Origin of the sequence: Streptomyces longisporoflavus, assembly GCF_014649775.1 — a bacterium.
Taxonomy (GTDB): Bacteria; Actinomycetota; Actinomycetes; order Streptomycetales; family Streptomycetaceae; genus Streptomyces; species Streptomyces longisporoflavus.
Genome location: NZ_BMTR01000024.1, coordinates 1 through 19640 on the forward strand (window position 1 = coordinate 1; position 19640 = coordinate 19640).

The 19640-nt window shown below is 69.8% G+C and carries 22 protein-coding genes; 15 read left to right on the forward strand and 7 right to left on the reverse strand.

Features of this window, described 5'->3' with window-relative positions; all coding sequences use genetic code 11:
- On the forward strand, positions 1 to 277 hold a 277-nt coding region (locus IE226_RS34475), incomplete at its 5' end, for a TetR family transcriptional regulator C-terminal domain-containing protein (protein WP_190085400.1).
- Positions 278 to 333: 56 nt separating this feature from the next.
- On the opposite strand, the gene IE226_RS34480 is transcribed toward IE226_RS34475, so the two are convergent.
- A complete protein-coding gene (locus IE226_RS34480; protein WP_190085401.1) occupies positions 334 to 843 on the reverse strand; it encodes a mycothiol transferase in 510 nt (169 codons plus the stop codon).
- A 280-nt stretch (positions 844 to 1123) separates the two neighbouring features.
- Here IE226_RS34480 and IE226_RS34485 point away from each other — a divergent pair, with 280 nt between their 5' ends.
- The 5 genes from IE226_RS34485 to IE226_RS34505 all read left to right on the forward strand — a co-directional run bounded on the left by IE226_RS34485 (position 1124) and on the right by IE226_RS34505 (position 5371).
- Entirely contained in the window at positions 1124 to 1687 is a 564-nt protein-coding gene (locus IE226_RS34485; protein WP_373307090.1) for a DUF6328 family protein, read from the forward strand.
- Between the two features lie 400 nt (positions 1688 to 2087).
- Positions 2088 to 2888, forward strand: a complete 801-nt coding sequence (locus IE226_RS34490; protein WP_190085402.1) for a VOC family protein — start codon at positions 2088 to 2090, stop codon at positions 2886 to 2888.
- 297 nt (positions 2889 to 3185) lie between these two features.
- Complete coding sequence (locus tag IE226_RS34495) at positions 3186 to 4334, forward strand: FUSC family protein (RefSeq protein WP_308429579.1); 1149 nt, start codon at positions 3186 to 3188, stop codon at positions 4332 to 4334.
- A 223-nt stretch (positions 4335 to 4557) separates the two neighbouring features.
- Positions 4558 to 4884, forward strand: a complete 327-nt coding sequence (locus IE226_RS34500) for a plasmid stabilization protein (RefSeq protein ID WP_190085404.1) — start codon at positions 4558 to 4560, stop codon at positions 4882 to 4884.
- A gap of 61 nt (positions 4885 to 4945) precedes the next feature.
- Entirely contained in the window at positions 4946 to 5371 is a 426-nt protein-coding gene (locus IE226_RS34505) for a DUF3052 domain-containing protein (RefSeq protein WP_190085405.1), read from the forward strand.
- 43 nt (positions 5372 to 5414) lie between these two features.
- Here IE226_RS34505 and IE226_RS34510 read toward each other — a convergent pair whose 3' ends face one another.
- Both IE226_RS34510 and IE226_RS34515 read right to left on the reverse strand, forming a co-directional pair.
- A complete protein-coding gene (locus IE226_RS34510; protein ID WP_190085490.1) occupies positions 5415 to 6419 on the reverse strand; it encodes an NADP-dependent oxidoreductase in 1005 nt (334 codons plus the stop codon).
- Positions 6420 to 6582: 163 nt separating this feature from the next.
- Positions 6583 to 7275: an SDR family oxidoreductase gene (locus IE226_RS34515; RefSeq protein ID WP_190085406.1), complete on the reverse strand. Its 693-nt coding sequence runs from the start codon at positions 7273 to 7275 to the stop codon at positions 6583 to 6585.
- Between the two features lie 136 nt (positions 7276 to 7411).
- Here IE226_RS34515 and IE226_RS34520 point away from each other — a divergent pair, with 136 nt between their 5' ends.
- On the forward strand, positions 7412 to 7972 hold the full coding sequence (locus IE226_RS34520; protein ID WP_190085407.1) for a TetR family transcriptional regulator: 561 nt from the start codon (positions 7412 to 7414) through the stop codon (positions 7970 to 7972).
- Between the two features lie 216 nt (positions 7973 to 8188).
- The gene (locus IE226_RS34525) at positions 8189 to 9409 is read left to right on the forward strand and encodes an alpha/beta hydrolase family protein (RefSeq protein WP_190085408.1); all 1221 of its coding nucleotides are present in this window, start codon (positions 8189 to 8191) and stop codon (positions 9407 to 9409) included.
- A 54-nt stretch (positions 9410 to 9463) separates the two neighbouring features.
- On the opposite strand, the gene IE226_RS34530 is transcribed toward IE226_RS34525, so the two are convergent.
- A complete protein-coding gene (locus tag IE226_RS34530) occupies positions 9464 to 10375 on the reverse strand; it encodes a LysR family transcriptional regulator (protein ID WP_190085409.1) in 912 nt (303 codons plus the stop codon).
- A gap of 70 nt (positions 10376 to 10445) precedes the next feature.
- On the opposite strand from IE226_RS34530, the gene IE226_RS34535 reads away from it, so the two are divergent.
- The 4 genes from IE226_RS34535 (at position 10446) to IE226_RS34550 (ending at position 13396) form a co-directional block, all read left to right on the forward strand.
- Positions 10446 to 11387: an NAD-dependent epimerase/dehydratase family protein gene (locus tag IE226_RS34535; protein WP_190085410.1), complete on the forward strand. Its 942-nt coding sequence runs from the start codon at positions 10446 to 10448 to the stop codon at positions 11385 to 11387.
- Between the two features lie 16 nt (positions 11388 to 11403).
- Positions 11404 to 12288, forward strand: coding sequence for an aldo/keto reductase (locus IE226_RS34540; protein WP_190085411.1), 885 nt, complete (start codon positions 11404 to 11406; stop codon positions 12286 to 12288).
- Positions 12289 to 12693: 405 nt separating this feature from the next.
- Positions 12694 to 12918 carry a winged helix-turn-helix transcriptional regulator gene (locus IE226_RS45130; protein ID WP_308429580.1) on the forward strand — a complete coding sequence of 75 codons (225 nt, stop codon included), beginning with the start codon at positions 12694 to 12696 and terminating at the stop codon, positions 12916 to 12918.
- Positions 12919 to 13021: 103 nt separating this feature from the next.
- Positions 13022 to 13396, forward strand: coding sequence for a VOC family protein (locus IE226_RS34550; protein WP_190085412.1), 375 nt, complete (start codon positions 13022 to 13024; stop codon positions 13394 to 13396).
- A 16-nt stretch (positions 13397 to 13412) separates the two neighbouring features.
- On the opposite strand, the gene IE226_RS34555 is transcribed toward IE226_RS34550, so the two are convergent.
- Entirely contained in the window at positions 13413 to 14672 is a 1260-nt protein-coding gene (locus IE226_RS34555; protein WP_229871716.1) for an SLC13 family permease, read from the reverse strand.
- Between the two features lie 76 nt (positions 14673 to 14748).
- A complete protein-coding gene (locus IE226_RS34560; protein ID WP_190085413.1) occupies positions 14749 to 15855 on the reverse strand; it encodes a PrpF domain-containing protein in 1107 nt (368 codons plus the stop codon).
- Between the two features lie 127 nt (positions 15856 to 15982).
- On the opposite strand from IE226_RS34560, the gene IE226_RS34565 reads away from it, so the two are divergent.
- Entirely contained in the window at positions 15983 to 16948 is a 966-nt protein-coding gene (locus IE226_RS34565; RefSeq protein ID WP_190085414.1) for a LysR family transcriptional regulator, read from the forward strand.
- Positions 16949 to 16978: 30 nt separating this feature from the next.
- Here IE226_RS34565 and IE226_RS34570 read toward each other — a convergent pair whose 3' ends face one another.
- Positions 16979 to 18496, reverse strand: a complete 1518-nt coding sequence (locus tag IE226_RS34570) for an MFS transporter (protein ID WP_190085415.1) — start codon at positions 18494 to 18496, stop codon at positions 16979 to 16981.
- A 144-nt stretch (positions 18497 to 18640) separates the two neighbouring features.
- Between IE226_RS34570 and IE226_RS34575 the strand changes: the two genes are divergently transcribed.
- Together IE226_RS34575 and IE226_RS34580 are read left to right on the forward strand one after the other, a co-directional pair.
- A complete protein-coding gene (locus IE226_RS34575) occupies positions 18641 to 19117 on the forward strand; it encodes a MarR family winged helix-turn-helix transcriptional regulator (protein WP_190085492.1) in 477 nt (158 codons plus the stop codon).
- Between the two features lie 95 nt (positions 19118 to 19212).
- Positions 19213 to 19638: an SgcJ/EcaC family oxidoreductase gene (locus IE226_RS34580; protein WP_190085416.1), complete on the forward strand. Its 426-nt coding sequence runs from the start codon at positions 19213 to 19215 to the stop codon at positions 19636 to 19638.
- The last annotated feature ends 2 nt before the right edge of the window (positions 19639 to 19640 follow it).

The window sequence follows — 19640 nt, forward strand, 5'->3', positions numbered from 1 at the left end:
GGACCGGGAGACCGCCCGGCTGCATGCCCTGGTGGACGGGCTCGCCGTCCACGCGGCGATGCGGCCGGACATGGAAACCCCGGAGGCCATGCACGCCATCATCGTCGGCCACCTGGCGGAACTGCGGACCCCGCAGCCCGATCGCCCCACGACCGAACCCTGGCGGGAACCGATCAGTTCGGCAGGGAAATCGGCACACGGCGGCGACGATGACGCGGCCGACGCGGCGGATGCAGCCGGCGTAGCCGCGGATCCCGGCCAAAGACCTGCTCAATGACCGAGTGCGGTCCTGCGCGCCCGCCCGGCGGATGCGACGGCCGTGGAGCCCATGTGTCAACGGCGTTCCAGCAGGCCCCGGACGTACGCGGCCTGGCCGGTGTGCTGGAGATCGTCGCCGATGACGCTGATCAGCCGGGTGCCGAGGGTGACGTGCGGCGTCCATTGCTCGTCGACGACGCGGTCGAGCGCCGCGTCGTCGAGCGTGCGCACGAAGGAGAGCGTCTGCTCGTGGACGGCGTCGTAATAGCCGCGCAACTGGTCGGCGGAGACGCCGGTGAGCGAGGCCACCTGCTTGGCCGTGTGCCCGTAGCCCGTCTCCTCCTCGCCGAACGGCAGTTGGAACCGGTCGGCCCAGCCCCGGGCCGTCCACACCTGATCCTGACCGGCCGCGTCAGCGACATGGTCGTCCTGGACGCGGGTGAGGTGCCACACCAGCCAGACGATCGAGTTGGCCTGGTCGTCGGGACGGAATGCGAGCTCCTCGGGCGAAAGGCCCTCGACGGCAGCATGCACTTCCTCCCGGACACGATCGAACGCGTCCGCCAAAAGCTCTGCAGTGTTCATCCCTCCATTGTTGCCGCGGCGGCGGGAACGCGCCGGGAAGCAAGGTGGCGACGGCCTGTCGTTGCGTCTACGGGAGAGCCCGGCTCGGCCGATCGCTGGGTACATCACCTACCCGGCGTACCAGCACACAGCCTGACCGACGCCGCGCACCGTCTCGCGTGCGCCTCGACGAGGCTGGGGCGGGAGCACGAAACCGGTGCGCCTGCCCTGCCGGGAGGCCTGCATGAAGCGGCCCGAATGGGGCATTCGGTTTCTCGGTACGTTGGAGGAGCCCATGTCCATGACGGAGCAGTCGGTCGAGTTCACCGTGAATGCCTCAGCCTGTCGCGGGGGCCAGGGCGGTGCTCCGGAACACGGCTTTGAACCGCCGGAGTACGCACGTCAGAGAGTCAATCGGCGCTGGAACGAAATCCTTCAGGAGACCCGGGTCGCCCAGACCGGGGTACAGATCCTTTTCGGATTCCTGCTCAGTGTCGCCTTCACTCCTCTTTTCAGGGACCTGGACACGTTCGGCCGGGTCCTCTACGTGATCACGGTCGTCCTCGGCGCGTCGGCGACGGGTTCGCTGATAGCACCCGTCTCCATCCACCGCTTCCTGTCCGGTCAGCGCATGAAGGACGATGTGGTCGAGGCGGCAAGCCGTTTGATGATCTTCGGCATGGTGCTGCTCGCACTGACCATCGGCTGCACGCTGCTGCTGATTCTGCGTCTGGTGGTTCCCGGCGTGCTGGCCGAAGTGCTCGTCGGCACGGTCATGCTCTGGTTCGGATTCTGCTGGTACGTACTGCCGATGCGCCTGCGCCGCCGCGCCGCCCTGCGGCGTACCGGTGAGGTCAACGTCTAGCTGGCGGCGCAGTCCGCGGGTGACGGTCGGCACCGCGTACGACTCGAACGCGGCGCGGGTAGCGGGTGACGACTTTGCGTGGTCGGCTGCTTGGTCTAGACCTTTGGTCGATTGCTGTGCGCGCCCGATCAGCGGCGGCGGACGGATCGCTTCCTTCTCCCTTTCGTCGACGCCGCTCCAGGGGTCCTGGGGCGGCGGCCACCTCCTGGTCTGAGCGCGCTGCGGGCGGAACGCCGCGCCTCGTGGCCCCAGCAGGCTCTTTTGGTGGATAGCATGGCAAGCGCGGGCGTATTCGGGCAAACAGGCCAGTTGGTTGGTTTGGCGCGGGCCGCGCGCAGGGTTCTCGGGGCAGCCGATCCGCTGCCTCGCCTCCTTGTTCATGGAACGCTGAGTGAGTGCGATGACCGAACACAGATCTGTTGCCTCCGCCGCCGGGGCGACCACCAGTCGTGAGATCGTCGGCGCGCCGTGCTGGGCGAGCTTGTTGACGCACGACCTGACGGCCGCGGAGTCGTTCTACAGCGCCGTCTTCGGGTGGACGTTCCGCCCCGCGAGTCTGGGCGAGGACTTCCGCGTCGCCCTGCACGAGGGCAGGCCCGTGGCCGGTATCGGCGCCCTGGCCTCCGCTCTGCGGGTTCCCGCCGCATGGACTCCCTACTTCGCGGTCGAGGACGCCGATGAGACGGCCGCCCGGATCCGTGAGCGCAGCGCCACCGTAGCGGTGGGGCCGCTGCGGTTCCCGGTGGGGCGCGGAGCGCTGGCGGCGGACCGGGATGGCGCCGTGTTCGGTATCTGGGAGGGGCAGCTGATCTCCGACTGGCACTCCTGGCGTGCGGACGCGCCGGTCTGGCTGCGCCTGCGATCGCCCGACGCCTTCCAGTCGGCCATTTTCTACGGCCAGGTCCTGGACTGGGCCTGCGAACGGCCCGGCTGCTGCGAGGTGAACTACGAGGACGACGAAGTCGTCCTGCGCCAGCAGGGGAAGGTGCTTGCCCGCCTGGGTTCGGGCGGGGTCGGCGGGGCGCCGGATCCGGCGGATCTGCCCCGGTGGGACGTCTACTTCACGGTCACCGACCCGGACGCCACAGTTCGTGCGGCGCTCCGCCACGGCGGATCAGTCGTGCGCCACAGCGACCGGGAGAACGCGACGACTACTCTCTGTGATTCGCAGGGCAGTATGTTCACTGTGGCCGCACGCTGAGGGTGCTGAGGGTTTCGAGGAGAGCGGTCTGCCGTCGAGGCCCCCGGACACTGCGGGTGCCGGCACTGGCGAGGTAGCCGACTTCATGCCGTTCGCGGTGCGGGCGCCCGGTGTCGGTGTACTCGCCGCCCCCTGAACCGATTACCGCAACCCGTCCCCCTGCCTGATCCCGTGTGCATGGGGTGGTCGATGCGCGGTACTCCGACCGGGGCAAGAGTGTGTCCAGGTACAGGAAGGAGAGTGTGTGTCGACATGGGGGTTGGCAAGCCGGGCACTCAGGGCTCGCCGGGATGGATCGTGCGGGCCGGGCAGTGGTGGGGGAGAGCCATTGGCCACGCGGGCTCCGAACGCGACACCCTGCTGCTGACCGGTAAGAGCACTCTGGCGGCCTCGTTGGCCTGGGTGGTTTCCTTCTACGCTCTTAACGCGCAGTCGCCGGCGTTCGCGCCGTTCTCCGCCGTGATGATCATGTATGTGACGGTCTATCAGTCCGTGGCGCAGTCCCTGCGTTACGTCGGCGCGGTCGCGGCCGGAGTGGCCGTGCAGGCCGCGCTCGGCTTCCTCGCCGGGCCCGATCTGTTGACCTTCGTGTTGGTGGCGGTCATCGCTCTCTCGATCGGCCGCTCACGGGTGCTCGGGGTCCAGGGGCCACAGGTTGCCACCGCCGCGTTCTTCGCGTTCTCCACCTACAGCAGCGCCACCGACAATCTGACCCGCATCACCCAGCTGGGACAGATCGTGCTCCTGGTCCTCATCGGTTGCGCCATCGGCACCGCCGTCAACGTCACCATCGCCCCGCCGCTGCGCTACCGCAGCGCCGAGCACAGCGTGCGCATTCTCGCCCGTGCGCTCCGGGACTTGACGGCAGACATGCACCCCGCTCTGCGCGACGGGGCGCCGGAGGAGGGCACCATCGTCCGGTGGCGCGAGCGCGCCGCGCAGCCGGATGACCTGATCTCGCAGGCCAGGGCCGGCCTGAACAGCGCCAAGGAGAGCATCCACTACAACCCCCGGCGACTGCTGAAGCGGCATCGCGGCCACGTCTCCTTCCAAGGCTACGAAACGGTGCTGAATGCGCTGGAGCGGACCCTGCACCAGTTGGCTTCCTTGACGCGGAGTCTCGACCAGTGGCGGCAGGAGGAGAACGACTACCACTACCGCGACTTCCTGAGCCGGTATGCGGCTTTCCTCGAAGCCATCTCCGAGATAGCCGAAGCGCTGAGCACCCTGGACGAGAAGAATCTGACGGACCAAGCAAAGAAGTTGGCCGAACTGACCTGCGACGCACAAGCACGGCGCCGGGAAGTCACGGGGGAAGCCGAGTCCCAGAAGCTGCCGCTGGCCGACCCCGCTCGTCCCTACGGCGTTCTGGTCGTGGAGGCGACCCGCCTGATGGAAGAGGTTCAGCACACCAGCGACACTCTCGAGGACTGGGTACGTGCGTGACCGGCGAGGCATGACCGGTGCCTCGTACCTCGTGCTGGCTCGGCAACTGTCCGCTGAACGGGCTCCGGGCTCATCCGTTCGGTCGCTGTCTGCTCGCACGGCCCCCACGTCCCGCATCTGATGGAAGCACGCCGCAGAGATCCGTGAGAAGCGCCGGTCGGGGGGTACGCGGAAGGTCGTCGCAAGTTGGGCCATGCAGCGCCCCACCCGAAAGGAGCACGTCATGCCGCAGGGTTCGAACAAGAAGCGTGAGCGTCAGTACGAGCACATCAAGGAGGGCGCGGAGAAGCGTGGTACCTCCGAGGGGCGGGCGAAGGAGATCGCCGCGCGCACCGTGAACAAGGAGCGGGCCCGTTCCGGTGAGTCGAAGTCGGCGAGCAAGACCTCCACCCGGGACAGGAAGTCCGCTTCCCAGCGGGGCGGCGAGCGCTCCCACAGCGGGTCTCAGGGGCCGACGAAGGACCAGCTGTACGAGGAGGCCAAGAAGCGCAACATCGACGGCCGGTCGTCGATGAACAAGCAGCAACTGGCCAAGGCCCTCGGCCGCTGACTCCGGTATCGGCGCCGCCGATGCCGCCGCCGACGCAGGTGAAAAGCGAACGGGAGTAAAGGTGTCCGAGACAGCGCAGCAGGCGAGTTCCAGCCGAGACCTGGCAGAGCGCCTCGGATTTGAGCCGTCCCAGACTGTTCTGGTGTTCGGCCGAGGCGGGGAGTGCGACCAGGCGCTGCGCGCGTCGGTCGAAGAGGTCACCGGGGCCGAGGTCGTGAACGAAGAATATGCGGATGCGGTCGATGTCGTTCTCCTGTGGTGGCGCAGGGACGACGGCGACCTGAGGGACACGCTCGTCAGGGCGAAGGAATCGCTGGCCGACGGTGGCCGCATCTGGTTGCTGACCCCCAAGGTCGAGCACGACGGCTACGTGGACCCCAGCGAGATCAACGACAGCGGACAGCTGGCCGGCCTCGGCCAGACCTCGAGCATCACCCTCACCCGGGACTGGCTGGCCGCCTGCCTGCAACCCCCGGCTGTGATGTAGTACACCTCGGTCTCTGCAGCCGAGCGATGCTCGTGACCTGTTCTCAAGGCATGACGACGACCACCTTGCCGCCCTTCGCGCGGCCGTTTTCGACGTACTCCATGGCCTGGGCGGTTTCGTCGAAGGGGAAGACGCGGTCGATGACGGGGCGGATCCTTCCGGTCTCGATGAGGGGGGTGAGCTCGCGGAGTTGGTCGCCACTGGCCCTCATGAACAGGAACGAGTACGTCACGCCGTGGCGCTTGGCCCGACGCCGGGTCTTGAAGCTGAGTGCGGTCATCGCGAGGCGGAGGACGGGGTTCGCGCCGAGTTCGCGGGCGAAGGCCGGGTCGGGCGGGCCCGCGACGCTGATGGCGGTGCCGCCGGGCTTGAGGATGCGCAGGGACTTGCCGAGGTTGTCGCCGCCGATGCTGTCCAGGACGACGTCGTAGTCGTCCAGGAGGGCCTCGAAGTCCTGCGTGCGGTAGTCGATGACTTCGTCGGCGCCGAGTTGTCCGGCCAGGCCGACTTTGGCGGTGCTGACGGTGGTGGCCACATGCGCGCCGAGTGCCTTGGCGAGTTGCACGGCGATGGAGCCGAGGCCGCCTGCGCCCGCGTGGACGAGCACCTTGTGGCCCGGCTGTACGTGGGCCCGTTCGACCAAGGCCTGCCAGGCGGTGAGGGCGACCAAGGGGAGGGAGGCGGCCTCGGTCATGGTGAGGGTGGCGGGTTTGGGGGCCAGGTCGTTCTGGTGGACGGCGATGAGCTCGGCGAAGGTGCCGATGCGGTCCTTGTCGGGGCGGGCGTATACGTCGTCGCCGACCGCGAACTTGGTGACGGACGAGCCTACTTGGACGACAGTGCCGGCCAGGTCGTTGCCCAGGACGAGGGGCAGCCGGTAGGGCAGGATCGCCTTGAATTCGCCGTTTCGGATCCTCGTGTCCAGTGGGTTGACGCTCGCCGCGTGGATCTTGACGAGGACATCGTCGGTGCCGACGACGGGGTCGGGGATCTCGGCGGTGCGCGTGCCGGACGCGTCGCCGTATGTGTCGACCATGTAGGCCTTCATCGTCGTCTCCATTTCGCTTCCCGGCTGTGTGGGGGCGGGGTGTTCGTTCGTTCCGGGGTGGTCGGCAGGACTCAGTCTGTGCTCTGGTCTTCGCTCGCGCGGCCTGCCGGTGCGGCCGGGAGGGGGCGGCCCGGCGGGGGAGCGCCGCCGGGCCCCGGAGGGCTCAGGCGGCGTTCGGCGGCGGCGTGGTGGCCAGGCCCTGCTTGACCTGCCGGGTCAGCTCGTCGGCGAGGATCTCGGGCAGGCCCCTCTCGATGCCGTCGAGGGCCTGGCCCGCGACGTCGGCGGCGGAGACCTTCTGGTCGGCGGGCACGGCCGCGGCCATGTCGGTGTCCATGTAGCCGACGTGCAGCGCGGAGACCGTGATGCCGCGCGGCGCCAGCTCCTCGCGGCTCGCGTTGCTCAGGGCCCAGGCGGCGGCCTTGGAGGCGGCATAGGAGCCGAGGTCTGCCGGGTGCAGCCAGGACAGGACGGACAGCACGTTGAGGACGGCGCCGCCGCCGTTGCCCTCGATGACAGGGGCGAAGGCGCGGCTGGCGACGAGTGGACCGAAGAAGTTGGTGTCCATTTCCCGGCGTACCTCGTCCAGGTCGCCGCCGATCAGGGTGGCGCCGGTGGAGGCGCCCGCGTTGTTGATGAGCAGCGTCGCGTCGGAGGCGACGCGGGCGGCCTCGCGGATCGACGCCTCGTCCGTGACGTCCAGGCGCAGCGGCGTGACGCCGGCCAGGTCGACTGTCTCGGGGCGGCGGGCCGCCGCGTACACCTTCGCGCCGCGCTGCACGAGCTGGGCGGCCAGGTGCCGGCCGAGGCCCCGGTTGGCGCCGGTGACGACGGCGACCGCGTTCTTGAGTTCCATGCCTGATCCTGCTTCCCGGTTCCGGCGGGCGACGTCCGGCACCCGCATCACGTTTTTAGATTACATGCATAATCTAAATGGGAGTCTACGATAGATGCCAGTCGACATCCAATACGGATCTACATAGGAGGTGGCCATGGGTCGCGTATCGCAGGCGCAGGCGGAGGAGAACCGCAGGCGGGTCGTGGACACCGCCTCCCGGCTCTTCCGGGAGCAGGGCACGCAGGTGAGTGTGGCCGATCTGATGCAGGCGGCCGGTCTGACCCATGGCGCCTTCTACAAGCAGTTCGACTCCAAGGAGGCGCTGGTGGACGAGGCCGCCGCCCACGCCTTCGCCGAGCTCGCCCGCCGCCACGCCGCCGGACGCGAGCAGTACGAGGGGCAGCGCTCCGCCGCTCAGCGCAAGCTGGTCGACACCTACCTCTCCGTCGAACATCGCGACAACGCGGCCGACGGCTGTCCGGTCGCCGGGCTCGCCACCGACATCGCGCGCGGGGGCGGGGGAGACGAGGCCCGGCGCGTCTACGCCGAGGGGGTGGCAGACTTCGCCGACTTCCTCGCCGATGCCGACCAGGATGGCCTCGTGCGTCTGTGCACCCTGTTCGGCGCGCTGGTCCTGTCCCGGGCCACTCAGGGCTCCCCTCTGTCCGAGCGGATTCTCACCGCCGCGCACGCGGCCTTGACGGAAGCTGACTGACCAATGAACTGCGAGCGGGGGTGACCGGGGTGGCGTTCGCAGCTGGACGGCACTGCCGATTTATTGGCCCAGGGGCGTAGGCCCGTGGGCTGGTGTGGGCGGCGTGTAGTTGATCGGTGGGCCGATGCTGCGGGGGAGGGGTATGTGGCAGCGTCGTGCTGTGTCCGCGGGCCGGCCGCGGGGCACGGTTGACGGTCTGTCACCAGGGGAGGGCCCATGTCCAGTACGCCATTCATCAGCCCGAGAGGCTTGACGCGCCGGCACATGCTGGGAGCCGCGCTGGCCGCCGGAGCGGCCGTGCCGTTTGCCGGTGTGGCGGGCCCCGCGTGGGCCGGCCCGGTCGTCGGCGGGCCGGCCGCGAGGCGGCTGACGCTGCCCGGGCCGAGGGGGCCGCACCCGGTGGGCACGGTCCAACTGCACCTCGTCGACCGGACGCGTCCGGACGACATCGCCGGCAACGGCCGCTTCCGCGAGCTGATGGCCACCATCTGGTATCCCGCCCGGGACGTGCGGCGCTACCCCGTGGCGCCCTGGATGCCGCCCGGCGCGTTCCGGGCGTTCCTCGCCGACGCCGGGCTCGGCGAGCTGGCCTCGATGGGGCCGCTGACTGCCGGCCATGCGGGTGCTCCGGTGCGGCGGATAGGCCGGCGGCTGCCTGTGGTCGTGTTCTCGCACGGCGCGCACAGCCACCAGGGCGATCACACGCTCATGGTCCAGGAGCTCGCCAGTCACGGATACGCGGTGGTGACGGTGGCTCACCAATACGACACCTACACCCAGTTCCCCGACGGCCGGATCGCCGTTCCTCTCGACGACGAGCGGGCGCCGACGCTGCCCGGGGACTTCGCCGCTGATCTGCGCTTCGTCCTGGACTGCGTCGAACAGCTCGCCGCCGGGTCCAATCCCGACGCCGACCGACGGGAGTTGCCGGCCGGGCTGCTCGGCTCTCTCGACACGCGGCGTACGGGCGCGCTCGGCTGGTCGAAGGGCGGGACGGCCACGGCATGCGCCATGCTCGCGGACGAGCGGATCCGGGCCGGGCTGAGTCTTGACGGCCCGATGCAGATGAAGCCGCCGCTGACCGGCGACCTGTACCGGCCGTTCATGATGATGTCCGCGGAGTTCACCCGGGCCACGAATCCCGCGGCTGCCGCGTTCTGGTCGCAGCTGAAGGGCTGGCGGCTGGACATCCAGGCCCGGGGCGCCGCCCACATCTCCTACGGCGACAATGAGGCGCTGTTCCCCCAGGTGGCGAAGGTGTACGGATGGAGCCGGCAGCAGCTCGAGGATGTGATCGGCACCCTCGACCCCCACCAGGCGGTGCGGATCCAGCAGGCGTATCCGCTCGCGTTCTTCGACCAGCACCTGCGCCACCGCAGGGAAGACCTGCTCGACGGACCGTCCGAAGCCTTCCCCGCCGTGACGTTCCTGCCGTGAACACGCGGCACCGAGACCGCTGCACCGCGGTACCTGGCGGACCTCAGCGCCGGGTCACCCGAGGTCCAGTGCTGTTGCCTGTTCCTGGAGGGCGTGGACAAGGGTGGTGAGCTGGGGGTGGTCGCGGCGGCGGGCGATGGTGGCGACGCCGATGTGCCGGGCCGGTGCCGGGTCCTTGAGCGGGAGGGTGTGTACACCCGGCACCTGTGGGGCCAGTGCGATGGAGGGGATCAGTGAGACCCCCATGCCCGCCGCGACGAGCGAGCGGGCGAAGAAGTAGTCGGTCGTCGTGCCGCGCAGCTCCGGGACGAAGTCGGCGCGCTCGGCGTAACGCCGCAGGTAGGCCTCTGTCTTGAGGCAGCCGAGGACCCAGGGCTCGGCTGCCAGCTCGGCGATGTCGAGTGCGGCGCGGCCGGCCAGTCGGTGTCCTTGGGGCAGCACCACGTGCAAGGGGTCTTCGAGAAGTGCGGTCCACTGCACGCCGGAGTTCTGGCGCACCTGGCCGGGCAGCGGCCCGTCGAAGTGGTAGGCGAGCGCGAGGTCCACGGCCCCCTGGCGGACCAGCGCCAGGCTGTCTTCGGGCTCGCCCTCTCTGACATGGAGCACGGTGTCGGGGTGGGCTGCCGTCAGCCGGGCCAGAGCACCGGGCAGCAGAACCCGGCCGCCGCTGGTGAACGTGGCGACGGTGAGCTGCGTGCGCCCCGTACCGAGCCGGTCCACTTGCTGTTGTGCGTAAGCGAGTTCCGCGGTGACCGATTCGGCGGCCTGGACCATGATCCGGCCGGCCCGGGTGAGGGTGACCCCGCGCGTGCTGCGGGCCACGACCGGCGTGCCGAGGCTGCGTTCGAGGACGGCCACGTGCTGGGAGACGGCCGAGGGGGTGAGGCGCAGCGCTGCCGCCGCCCGGTTGAAGCTGCCGTGCTCCGCCACTGCCCGCAGAACGCGGAGCCGCTGCACATCGATCAACAGTTTTCCTTAATACGCAACCAGTAAGCCGGTACTTCTGCTGCTGACAGTAGACCTCCAGGATCGGGGCATGAAGAGAATCTGTGTCATCGGAGGCAGTCGGTACTTCGGAAAGCTCCTGGTGCGGCGCCTGGTTGAGGCCGGCCACCAAGTCACTGTGATCAACCGCGGATCCACCCCGCCGCTCCCCGGCACCGAGCATCTCGTCGCCGACCGCGACGACGAGAACGCCCTGCTCACCGCCCTAGGCTCCCGCACCTTCGACGTGGTCGTCGACCAGGTCTGCTACACCCCCGTGCAGGCCGCCGTCGCGGCCCGCGTCTTCCGCGACCGCACCGCCCGGTACGTCATGACCTCCACGATCGAGGTGTACGACCCGGCGACCGCCGCACTGCCCTGCGTCCCGCACGGCACACCCGTGCCGGAAGACGTCGTGGACCCCGCCGCCTGGCGGGTGGAGATGGACCTCCCCTGGCACGACGCGGCGTACCTGGAGGCCCACTACGCCGAGGGCAAGCGCCAGGCGGAGGCCCTCTTCACCCGGGAGGGCGGGTTCGCCTTCGCCGCCGTGCGCAGCGCCCACGTACTGGGCGGCGGCGTGCGGGAGTTCACCGGTCGCCTGGCGCACTACACGGAGCGCGTCGGCCAAGGCACACGAATCGCGGTGCACGCCACGGTGCTGCCGACGGTATTCATCCACTACGAGGAGCTGGCGGACCTGCTGCTGTGGGCGACCACGGGCGGCGACTTCACCGGCCCGGTGAACGCCTGCTCCGACGGGCTGCTCGACGTACGCGCTCTGGTGGCCGTCATCGCGGCGCAGGCAGGCCGGGCACCCGTTTACCGGATCGTCGCCGCGGGAGAGGAAGCCTCGCCGTTCTCCTTCGATCGCCACTACGCCATGAGCAACGCCCGTGCGAAGGAACTGGGCTTCTCCTTCTCCCGCGTCACCGACTGGCTGCCCGGCGCGATCACCGAAGCCCTCGACGCGGACGCTGTCCCGGCCACCTAGAAGGAGCACACCCGCCATGCGGTACCGCACCATCGCCAACACCACCGTCAGCGCCATAGGGCTGGGCGCCATGCCGCTGTCCATCGAGCAACGGCCGGACCAGGAACGGGCCATCGCCACCATCCACGCCGCCCTCGACGCGGGCGTCACGCTCATCGACACGGCCGACAGCTACCACTGGCACGCCGACGAGCAGGGCCACAACGAACGGCTCATCGCCCGTGCCCTCGCCCGCTACGGCAGCGACACCTCCGGCGTCCTGGTCGCCACCAAGGGCGGCCGGGGTCGGCCCGGCGACGGCAGCTGGACGGTCAACGGCGCCCCCGGACACCTCAAGCGCGCCGCCGAGGCATCCCTGAAGCGGCTGGGTGCCGAGGCCATCGGTCTCTATCAACTGCACAAGCCGGATCCGGCGGTGCCCTGGGCCGACTCCGTCGGGGCACTGGCCGAACTGCTCGACGCCGGCACGATCCGCGCGGCCGGGATCTCCAACGTGAACACCGCCCAGATCCGCGAGGCGCACGCGATCCTCGGCGACGGACTTGTCTCCGTGCAGAATCAGTATTCTCCCGCCGTGCGCGGCAGCGAGCCCGAGTTGCGGCTGAGCACAGAACTGGGGCTGGCCTTCCTGCCCTGGAGTCCGCTGGGCGGCATCTCCCGCAGCTCCCTGGACGGCCCGTCGGACGCGACCAGCGCGGGCACGGCCTTTCATCACGTCGCGGCCGAGCGCGACGTAAGCCCCCAGCAGATAGCCCTGGCCTGGCTGCTCACCCGTTCCCCGGCCATGATCCCGGTGCCGGGAGCCAGTCGCCCGGCTTCCGTCAAGGACTCGGCCCTGGCCGCCGGCCTCGCGCTGAGCGCGGCGGAGTTGACGCGGCTCGACGATGCGCCGCCGAGCTGACCGAGCAGGGCCCCACGGTTCGACGAGCGCGCCGGTACGGGAGTCGTTGCCCGGTCGGCGGGGGCGCGACAACTGCGCCCTCACGACTCGCCCTCAGGTCACGGCCGGATGGCTCCGGTGCTGGCGGGGGGCCTCGATCTCGTCCAAGAGGGCGATGGCGAAGTCGTCGTAGGAGATGCGGGCCATCATGTCGCCGGACTCCCGAAGGCTGTAGCGGCCGGCGCGGCTCGGCGACGGCCCTGCGCCCCGCCCGGCCGCCCGCGCCGAACACAACGATGTTGCGCATCTTCGGAATACCTCTGTGCCCCTCCGCAGCCGTGCCGTTCCGCTTCGGGGACAAGTGGGCGGCTCTGGTCATCCGCTGTCTGCGCGACGGGCCGCGCCGCTTCTCCGAACTCCGCGTGCTTGCCCCGCATCAGTCCCAAGTCCCTCAAGCAGTCGCTGCGCGGCCTCGAACGCTCCAGCCTGGTGTCGCGCACCGTGTATGACGGCTCGCAGCGGCGGGTGGAGTACGCGCTGACGACCTCGGCCGCAGCATGCTGGCGCCGCTCGAGGCGTCTTGTGCTGGGGTGGCCGCGCACGGGGAGGAAGTTGCTCGACGCGCAGGAGGCCGCCGTGGGACCCTCGTGAGGACATTCCGCTTCGCTGGGGGAGGCGTTCGGTGCGCGGGCGGAGACGGGGCGGCGGGGCGCCAGGATGCGTAAGGGCGGTCCTTGGGGCAAGGCTTTACGACATGACTGCAACGCTCGGTGCTTTTGTTCTCGGTACTCCCGATCCCTGCGCGCTGGCCGACTTCTACCGGGCCATGCTCGGCTGGCAGGAAGCCGAGCGAAGCCCGGAGTGGGTCCGCCTGAAGCCCCCGGACGGGGAACGGCCCGGTCTCAGCTTCCAGCTGGAGAGCGATCACATTGCTCCGACGTGGCCGCAGCGCCCGGGCACTCAACAGATGCAGGCGCACTTGGACCTGCAGGTCGACGACCTGGAGGCGGAGACCGAGCGGGCTTGCGCCCTGGGCGCGACGCTGCGGGAGTATCAGCCCCAGAAGGATGTGCGGGTCCTGAGCGACCCGCACGGCCACCCGTTCTGCCTGTTCCTTCCGGGCGCCTGAACGCCGCCGGCCGGCTTCAGGACCAGGGCAGGACGAGAGCGCCCCAGGCCACCACCGGCCCCGCGGCGACGATGCCGCAGGTGTAGCCGAGGACCTGGCGGTAGAAGCCGCGCCGCTCCACTCCCCGGGCGTTGCTCAGCACGAGCGCTCCGTTGGTGGAGAACGGTGAGACGTCGACGATCGTGGTGGAGACGGCGAGGGCGGCTATCAGGCCTGTCGTGCTGAGGTGGCTGGACAGCAGCAGCGGCACGGCGATCGGGATGATCGCGGTGAGGATCGCGGTCGAGGAGGCGAAGGCAGAGGTGACGGCGACCGTGAAGCAGAGCAGGAGGGCTACGACGAGCGGGGCTCCGAAGTCGGCCGCGTGCCGGGAGATCTTCTCGATGATCCCGGCATGCTCCAGCATCGCGATGTAGGTCATCATGCCGCCGACGAGCAGCAGGGTGTGCCAGCTGATGCCGTCCACCGCCTTCTCCTGGCGTTTCATGTCCAGAAGGGCAAGCAGTGCTCCGGCGGCCAGGGCGAGGACACCGATCGGCATCCGGAAGCCGAGAGCGCACACCACCAGGCCGGCGAGGGCGGCGAGCGTGGCCCACTGGTGCCAGGTGGCCGGCTGTGCGGCCGTGTCGCCGTCGGCCGTCTCCTGTTCCGGCCGCGCGGTCGGATCCGCCGTCATCGTGCGGCGCCGCAGGGCAGCGAAGGTCAGCACGGACAGCAGGAGATTGACGGCGAAGCTGGCGAAGAAGAGGGTCGCGGGGGCGACGGACAGTTCGGTGTCGTCGACCATGCCGAGCACCAGGGCTCCCGAGACGGCCATGGGCGAGAAGGCCCCGGCGTGGGCGCCGCTGATCACCATCATCCCGGTCATGAGCGGGTTGATGTCGTAGCGGAAGGCGAAGTTCATCGCGATGGGCACCAGGATCGCTACGGCGGCGGGGGTGAAGGTGCCCAGCGACGTCAGTACACCGGCCAGCAGGAACAGCACCCAGGGGATGAGGGAGGTACGGCCCCTGACCAGGCGGACTCCGGAGGCCACCAGAAGATCGACCGTGCCGTTGCGGCGGGCCACGGCGAACAGGTAGGTGACGCCGACGATGGTGAGGAAGAGTTCCACGGGGAACCCCTCGAATATCTGATCCTCCGTCATGTTCAATGCCGTCGTGCCGATCGCGAACGACGCGACGAAGGCCAGGATGCCGATGTTGATCGGCAGGACGGTGCCGACGACGAACATGACGAGCAGCGCGCCGACGGAAACCAGCTCAGGAGACATCATTGTCCTCTTTGTCCTGCGGGGGCGGGGCGGGCGAGAGGGCCCGGTGGCTGCGGCTCACCGGGGGAGGGGGCGGGGGTCAGGCCGCGGCCGACAGCGCGGGATCGCGTACGAGGATGCGGGCCTGGCACAGCACGCGCGCGGCACGGGCGACGGTGACCCGGTCCGGTCCGGTGCCCGAGGGCTCCACGGACAGCACGCCTGCGGGGGTGCCGATGCGCAGGAGGCCGCCGGTGGCGGTGGATGCCTCGGCCACCACGGTGCCCGCGGCGAGGTTGGCGGCGGCCACGGCGACCGCGGAGGTGAGGCCGATGGCCGGGTGCGGGGAGTTCATCGACAGCATCCGTACGGACACGTCGTACTCGTGCGCGCCCACCTGCTCGCCGAGGGTGGTGGTGTAGGCGACGGGAGGGCCGACGAGGCCGACCTTGGGCACGGCGTCACCGGGCGCGTCCCCGGGGGCGGCCAGGCCCATGCGGACTGCGGCGGCATGCCGGGCGGAACGAAGCCAGGGCACGTCCGTGCGCATGTGCTCCGGCGTCTCGGCTCCGGTCCGCCGGGCGCGCAGCGCGTCCACCAAAACCACCGGGGCGCCGGCGTCCACCATGCTCACGGTCAACGACCGCCCGCCGACCGGCAGGACCTCGGCGGGCCGGCCGGTCGGCAGCAGGTGTCCTGTCGCGGCGCCGGCAGGGTGACGGAAGGTGAGATTCACCGGCACGCCGCCGGCCAGTGTGCCCGGGACCGTACGGTCCCCGAACTCCTGCACCCTGCCTCCCGGGGTGTCCACCTCCGCTTCCAGGACGGCGCCCGTGTTGATGTTGCGCATGACCACGGGGGTGCGCTCGTCCCCGAGCGGCACCAGCCCCTCGGTCACCGCGTACAGGGCGATGGCTGTCGCGCAGTTGCCGCAGTTGCTGCCCCACTCGACCGTGCCGGTCCCGATGCCGACCTGGGCGAAGAGATAGTCGATGTCGACGCCGGCATGAGCACTCGCGCCCACCACGGCCGCCTTGGACGTGGTGGGGGTGGCGCCGCCGATGCCGTCGAGCTGAACGGGGTCCGCCGCGCCGTAGGCGTCGACCAGGATGCGTTCGATCCGGTCGCGGTCGGCAGGCATGTGCACTTGGGGGAAGAGCCAGCACTTGCTGGTCCCACCGCGTACGAGGGTTGCGGGAACGTGCATGTCAGAGCGTCTTTCTCTCAGCGCATCGGGTGCGGGTCCGCTGCGTCCGGCAGACTCTCGCAGAGCCGTTGTCTTGAGCACAATGTCTTGTTTCTTGAGGAGGCTTTAGCTGGTCTAAAGTCTCTGCATGCTCAATGTCCGCCGACTGCTGTTGCTCGCCGAGGTCGCCGAGCGCGGCTCGCTCACCGCCGCCGCCGAGGCGCTGTCCATGACCACATCCGCCGCCTCCCAACAGATGTCGCTGCTCGAGCGCGAGGCCGGGCAGCCGCTGATCGAGCGGCTGCCGCGCGGCGTGCGCACCACCGCGGCCGGCGCCGCGCTCGCCGAGCGGGGCCGCACCATTCGCCGCGAACTACAGGCGGCGGAGGCCGACTTGGAGGCGTTCGGTCATCTGGACCGCGGTGTGGTGACCCTCGGATCCTTCCCGACCGCCAGCGCCTCGCTGCTGCCCTTGGCCCTGACCCGTTTCCGCCGGGCCCACCCGCAGGTGCGCACGGTCGTACGCGCCGGTGTGCTGGCCCAGCTGCGGGAGATGCTGCACACCGGCGAGGTGGAGCTGTCGCTGCTGTGGGACTACGACTGGAATCGCATCGACGACGACCAGTTGATCCTCACACCACTCCTCGAAGACCCCACGGTCCTTGTCGTGCCGACCAGTTCACCGCTGGTCGCCTCCGATCGTGTGCGGCTGTCCGATCTCGCGGAACAGGAGTGGATCATCCGTGCCGAGAACCACCCGGTGGCGGACGTGCTGCGGCGCGCCTGTCGTCAGGCGGGATTCGAACCGCGCATCGCCTACGCCTCCCACGACTATCAGGAAGCGCAGGCGATGGTCGCCGCCGGCCTCGGCCTGGTTCTTGCGCCCCGGCTGGCCCTGACCAACCGGCGCAGTGACGTACGCCTGCTGCCCCTGTCCCATGACCGGTCTCCCGACACCGCCCCGCCCGCCCGCCGCATCCTGCTGGCCACCCCGGCCCAGCGCGCCGCCACACCCGCGGCCCAGACGATGGCCCGCGTCCTGCACGCCGTCGCGCGGGGGTTCACCGACCCCGGCCTCGACCGCTCGCAGCTCGGTGCGGTGCGAAGGCGCTGACACGCCGCTCGACCACCCGCCGACCGGCGCTCAGACGCTGAGGTGTTGCTTGGTGCCGGAGCCGTCGGCAGCCGTGTCGGGGGTGGCGCCGTGCTGCTCTTCTTCGGGGCGGCCCTTCTTGGGCAGCAGGAAGGTGATCGCGAGGAAGACCGCCAGCAGGCATGCCTGGACGATCAGCGCGCGGTGGAAGCCGCCGGTGAAGTCACCGGTCTTGGCCCGGGCGAAGAACACCGAGCCGAAGACCGCGACGCCGACGGAGCCGCCGACCGCCTGGACGGCCGACAGGACACCGGAGGCGGAGCCGATCTCGTCGTCGTCGACCGCGGCCAGGATGAAGCTGAACAGGGCGGCGATCACGATGCCGGCGCCGACGCCCGCCACCGCCACGCCGGGAGCGATGTCCCAGATCGAGAACGAGTCGGCGTCGAGTCCGTCGAGCTCGAACCACAGCACGGCCGCGCCGGCCAGCTGGACCAGCGGTCCGATCTGGAGCACCTTGCGGCCGATCCTGTCGGCGAGGAACGCGCCGCTGATGGCGCCGCCGATCGCGGTTCCCACCGCGAGGGGCAGGTTGCCGAGGCCCGCGTCACCGGCGGTGAAGTGCCGGCCGATCTGGAGGAACAGGGTCAGCACGAGCTGGGTACCGATCAGTCCGCCGAAGAACAGGGCGATGCCGCCGAGGCCGACGGTGAAGGCCGGCTTGCGCAGCAGGCCCGGGGTCACCAGCGGCTCGCGGCCGGCGGCGGCCGTGCGGCGCTGCTGAAGGGCGAAGAAGGCGAAGCCGATCACCGAGGCGGCCATGGACAGCCACGTCCACAGCGGCCAGCCCCCTTCCTGCCCCTGGTTCAGCGGCAGCACCAGCAGGGCACAGGACACCACGACCAGGGCGGCGCCGGTCATGTCGACCCGTACCGTGCGGTCGCCCGCCTTCTTGGGCACGAACTTCGCGGCGACGATCAGCGCCGCGATCCCGATGGGCAGGTTGATCAGGAACACCGACCGCCAGCCCAGGCCGAAGAAGTCGCCCTCGATGAGGAAGCCGCCCAGGACCGGGCCGATGATGCCGCCCAGGCCCAGGACGGGCCCGAAGATCGCGAAGACCTTGGTGAGCTCGGGGCCGGAGAAGTTCTCCCGCAGCAGGCCCAGGCCCTGGGGCAGCAGCATCGCGCCGGCGGTGCCCTGAATCAGGCGGAAGACGATCAGCGACTCGATGTTCGGCGCGATCGCGCACAGCAGGGAGGCCGCGGTGAAGGCCCCGAGTCCGATCAGGAACATCCGGCGCCGGCCGTAGCGGTCGCCGAGCCGGCCGCCGAGCACGAGCCCGGCGCCCAGGGTGAGGGCGTAGCCGCCGATCACCCATTGCAGTCCGACGGAACCGGCACCGAGGGATTTCTCCAGGTCCGGTCCGGCGACGTTGACGATCGAGGCGTCCAGGAGATCCATGATCTCCGCGACGATCATCGCCGCCAGGATCAGCCACCGCCATCGATAGGGCTCGGTCGTCGCGTCAGGGGTGGGGGACGGGTCGCGCACGCTAGGTACCTCCATGGTGAAGTAATTCCACGGTGAAGGTAAAGTGGTCGCGGTAGGTTGTCAAAGCGCGATGACCGTGCGGACCGCGTGACAGGAGCGAAGGGCGCAGACGTGAAGGAAGCAGTGCGCGACGGTGTCGCGGAGCAGCGTGAGCGGCTGATGGAGTCGCTGAGGATCTACGGCGGCCACTACGCCGAGCTCAGCCGGCGCTTCGCCGCCTGGCTGGGCCTGCACTCCACGGATGCGACCGCGGTCCTTGAGATCGCCGCCGCCGAGGAGCGCGGCACCCCCCTGTCGCCGGCGCGGCTGAGCGAGCGGATCTCTCTCTCCACCGGCGCCACCACCGCGCTCCTCAACCGTCTCGAAGCGGCGGGGCACATCACGCGGGCCCGCGAACACTCCGACCGGCGCGTCGTCACGCTGCGCAGCGGAGCACACATCCAGGAACGGGCGGACGAGTTCTTCGGCCCGCTCGCCCACCGTCTCGACGCCGCGATGTCGCCCTACCCGCGCCAGTTCCTGGAGCAGGTCGAAGCATTCATGGCCGACCTGAACACCACCATGGACAGCCACCTCACGGAACAGGACGCGGCGCCACCGCGTGCCCTTCGCAGCCCTGACGGACGAACTCCCTGACCGGTGCGCGTCTCTAGCTCCGGAACACGACTTCTTGGGAGCAGTGCACCAACTCGCTTGACCTCAAGCCCGGTTGAGGTCAGAAGCTGATGTTCATGAACACAACCACAGCAACAACAGACGCACTCGCACGATCCGCCGATCTCCAAGCGATCGAGCGGGTCATCGCCACGATCGAGCACTCGCAGGTCAACGAGCTCCCCGACGAATTCCTGAGCCTCTTCCGGTCCGACGCGATCTGGACGACGGCACACGGAAAGCTGCTCACCGGACTCGAGGAGATCGCGGCGTTCACACACAAGTCACTGCCCGGCGCGATGGCGAACGGTTCGGTCCGCTACGAACTGGTGGATGTGCTCTTCATCCGCCCCGACGTCGCGGCAGTCAAGGCGCGCGGCCAGTACCTGACACTGGACGGCGAGCCGACCGGCAACCCGACCTCGCCGCTATATGTGATGGCCAAGGAGGACGGGCGCTGGCTGCTCACGGCCAACCAGAACACGGAGCAGCTGCCCGAATAGGG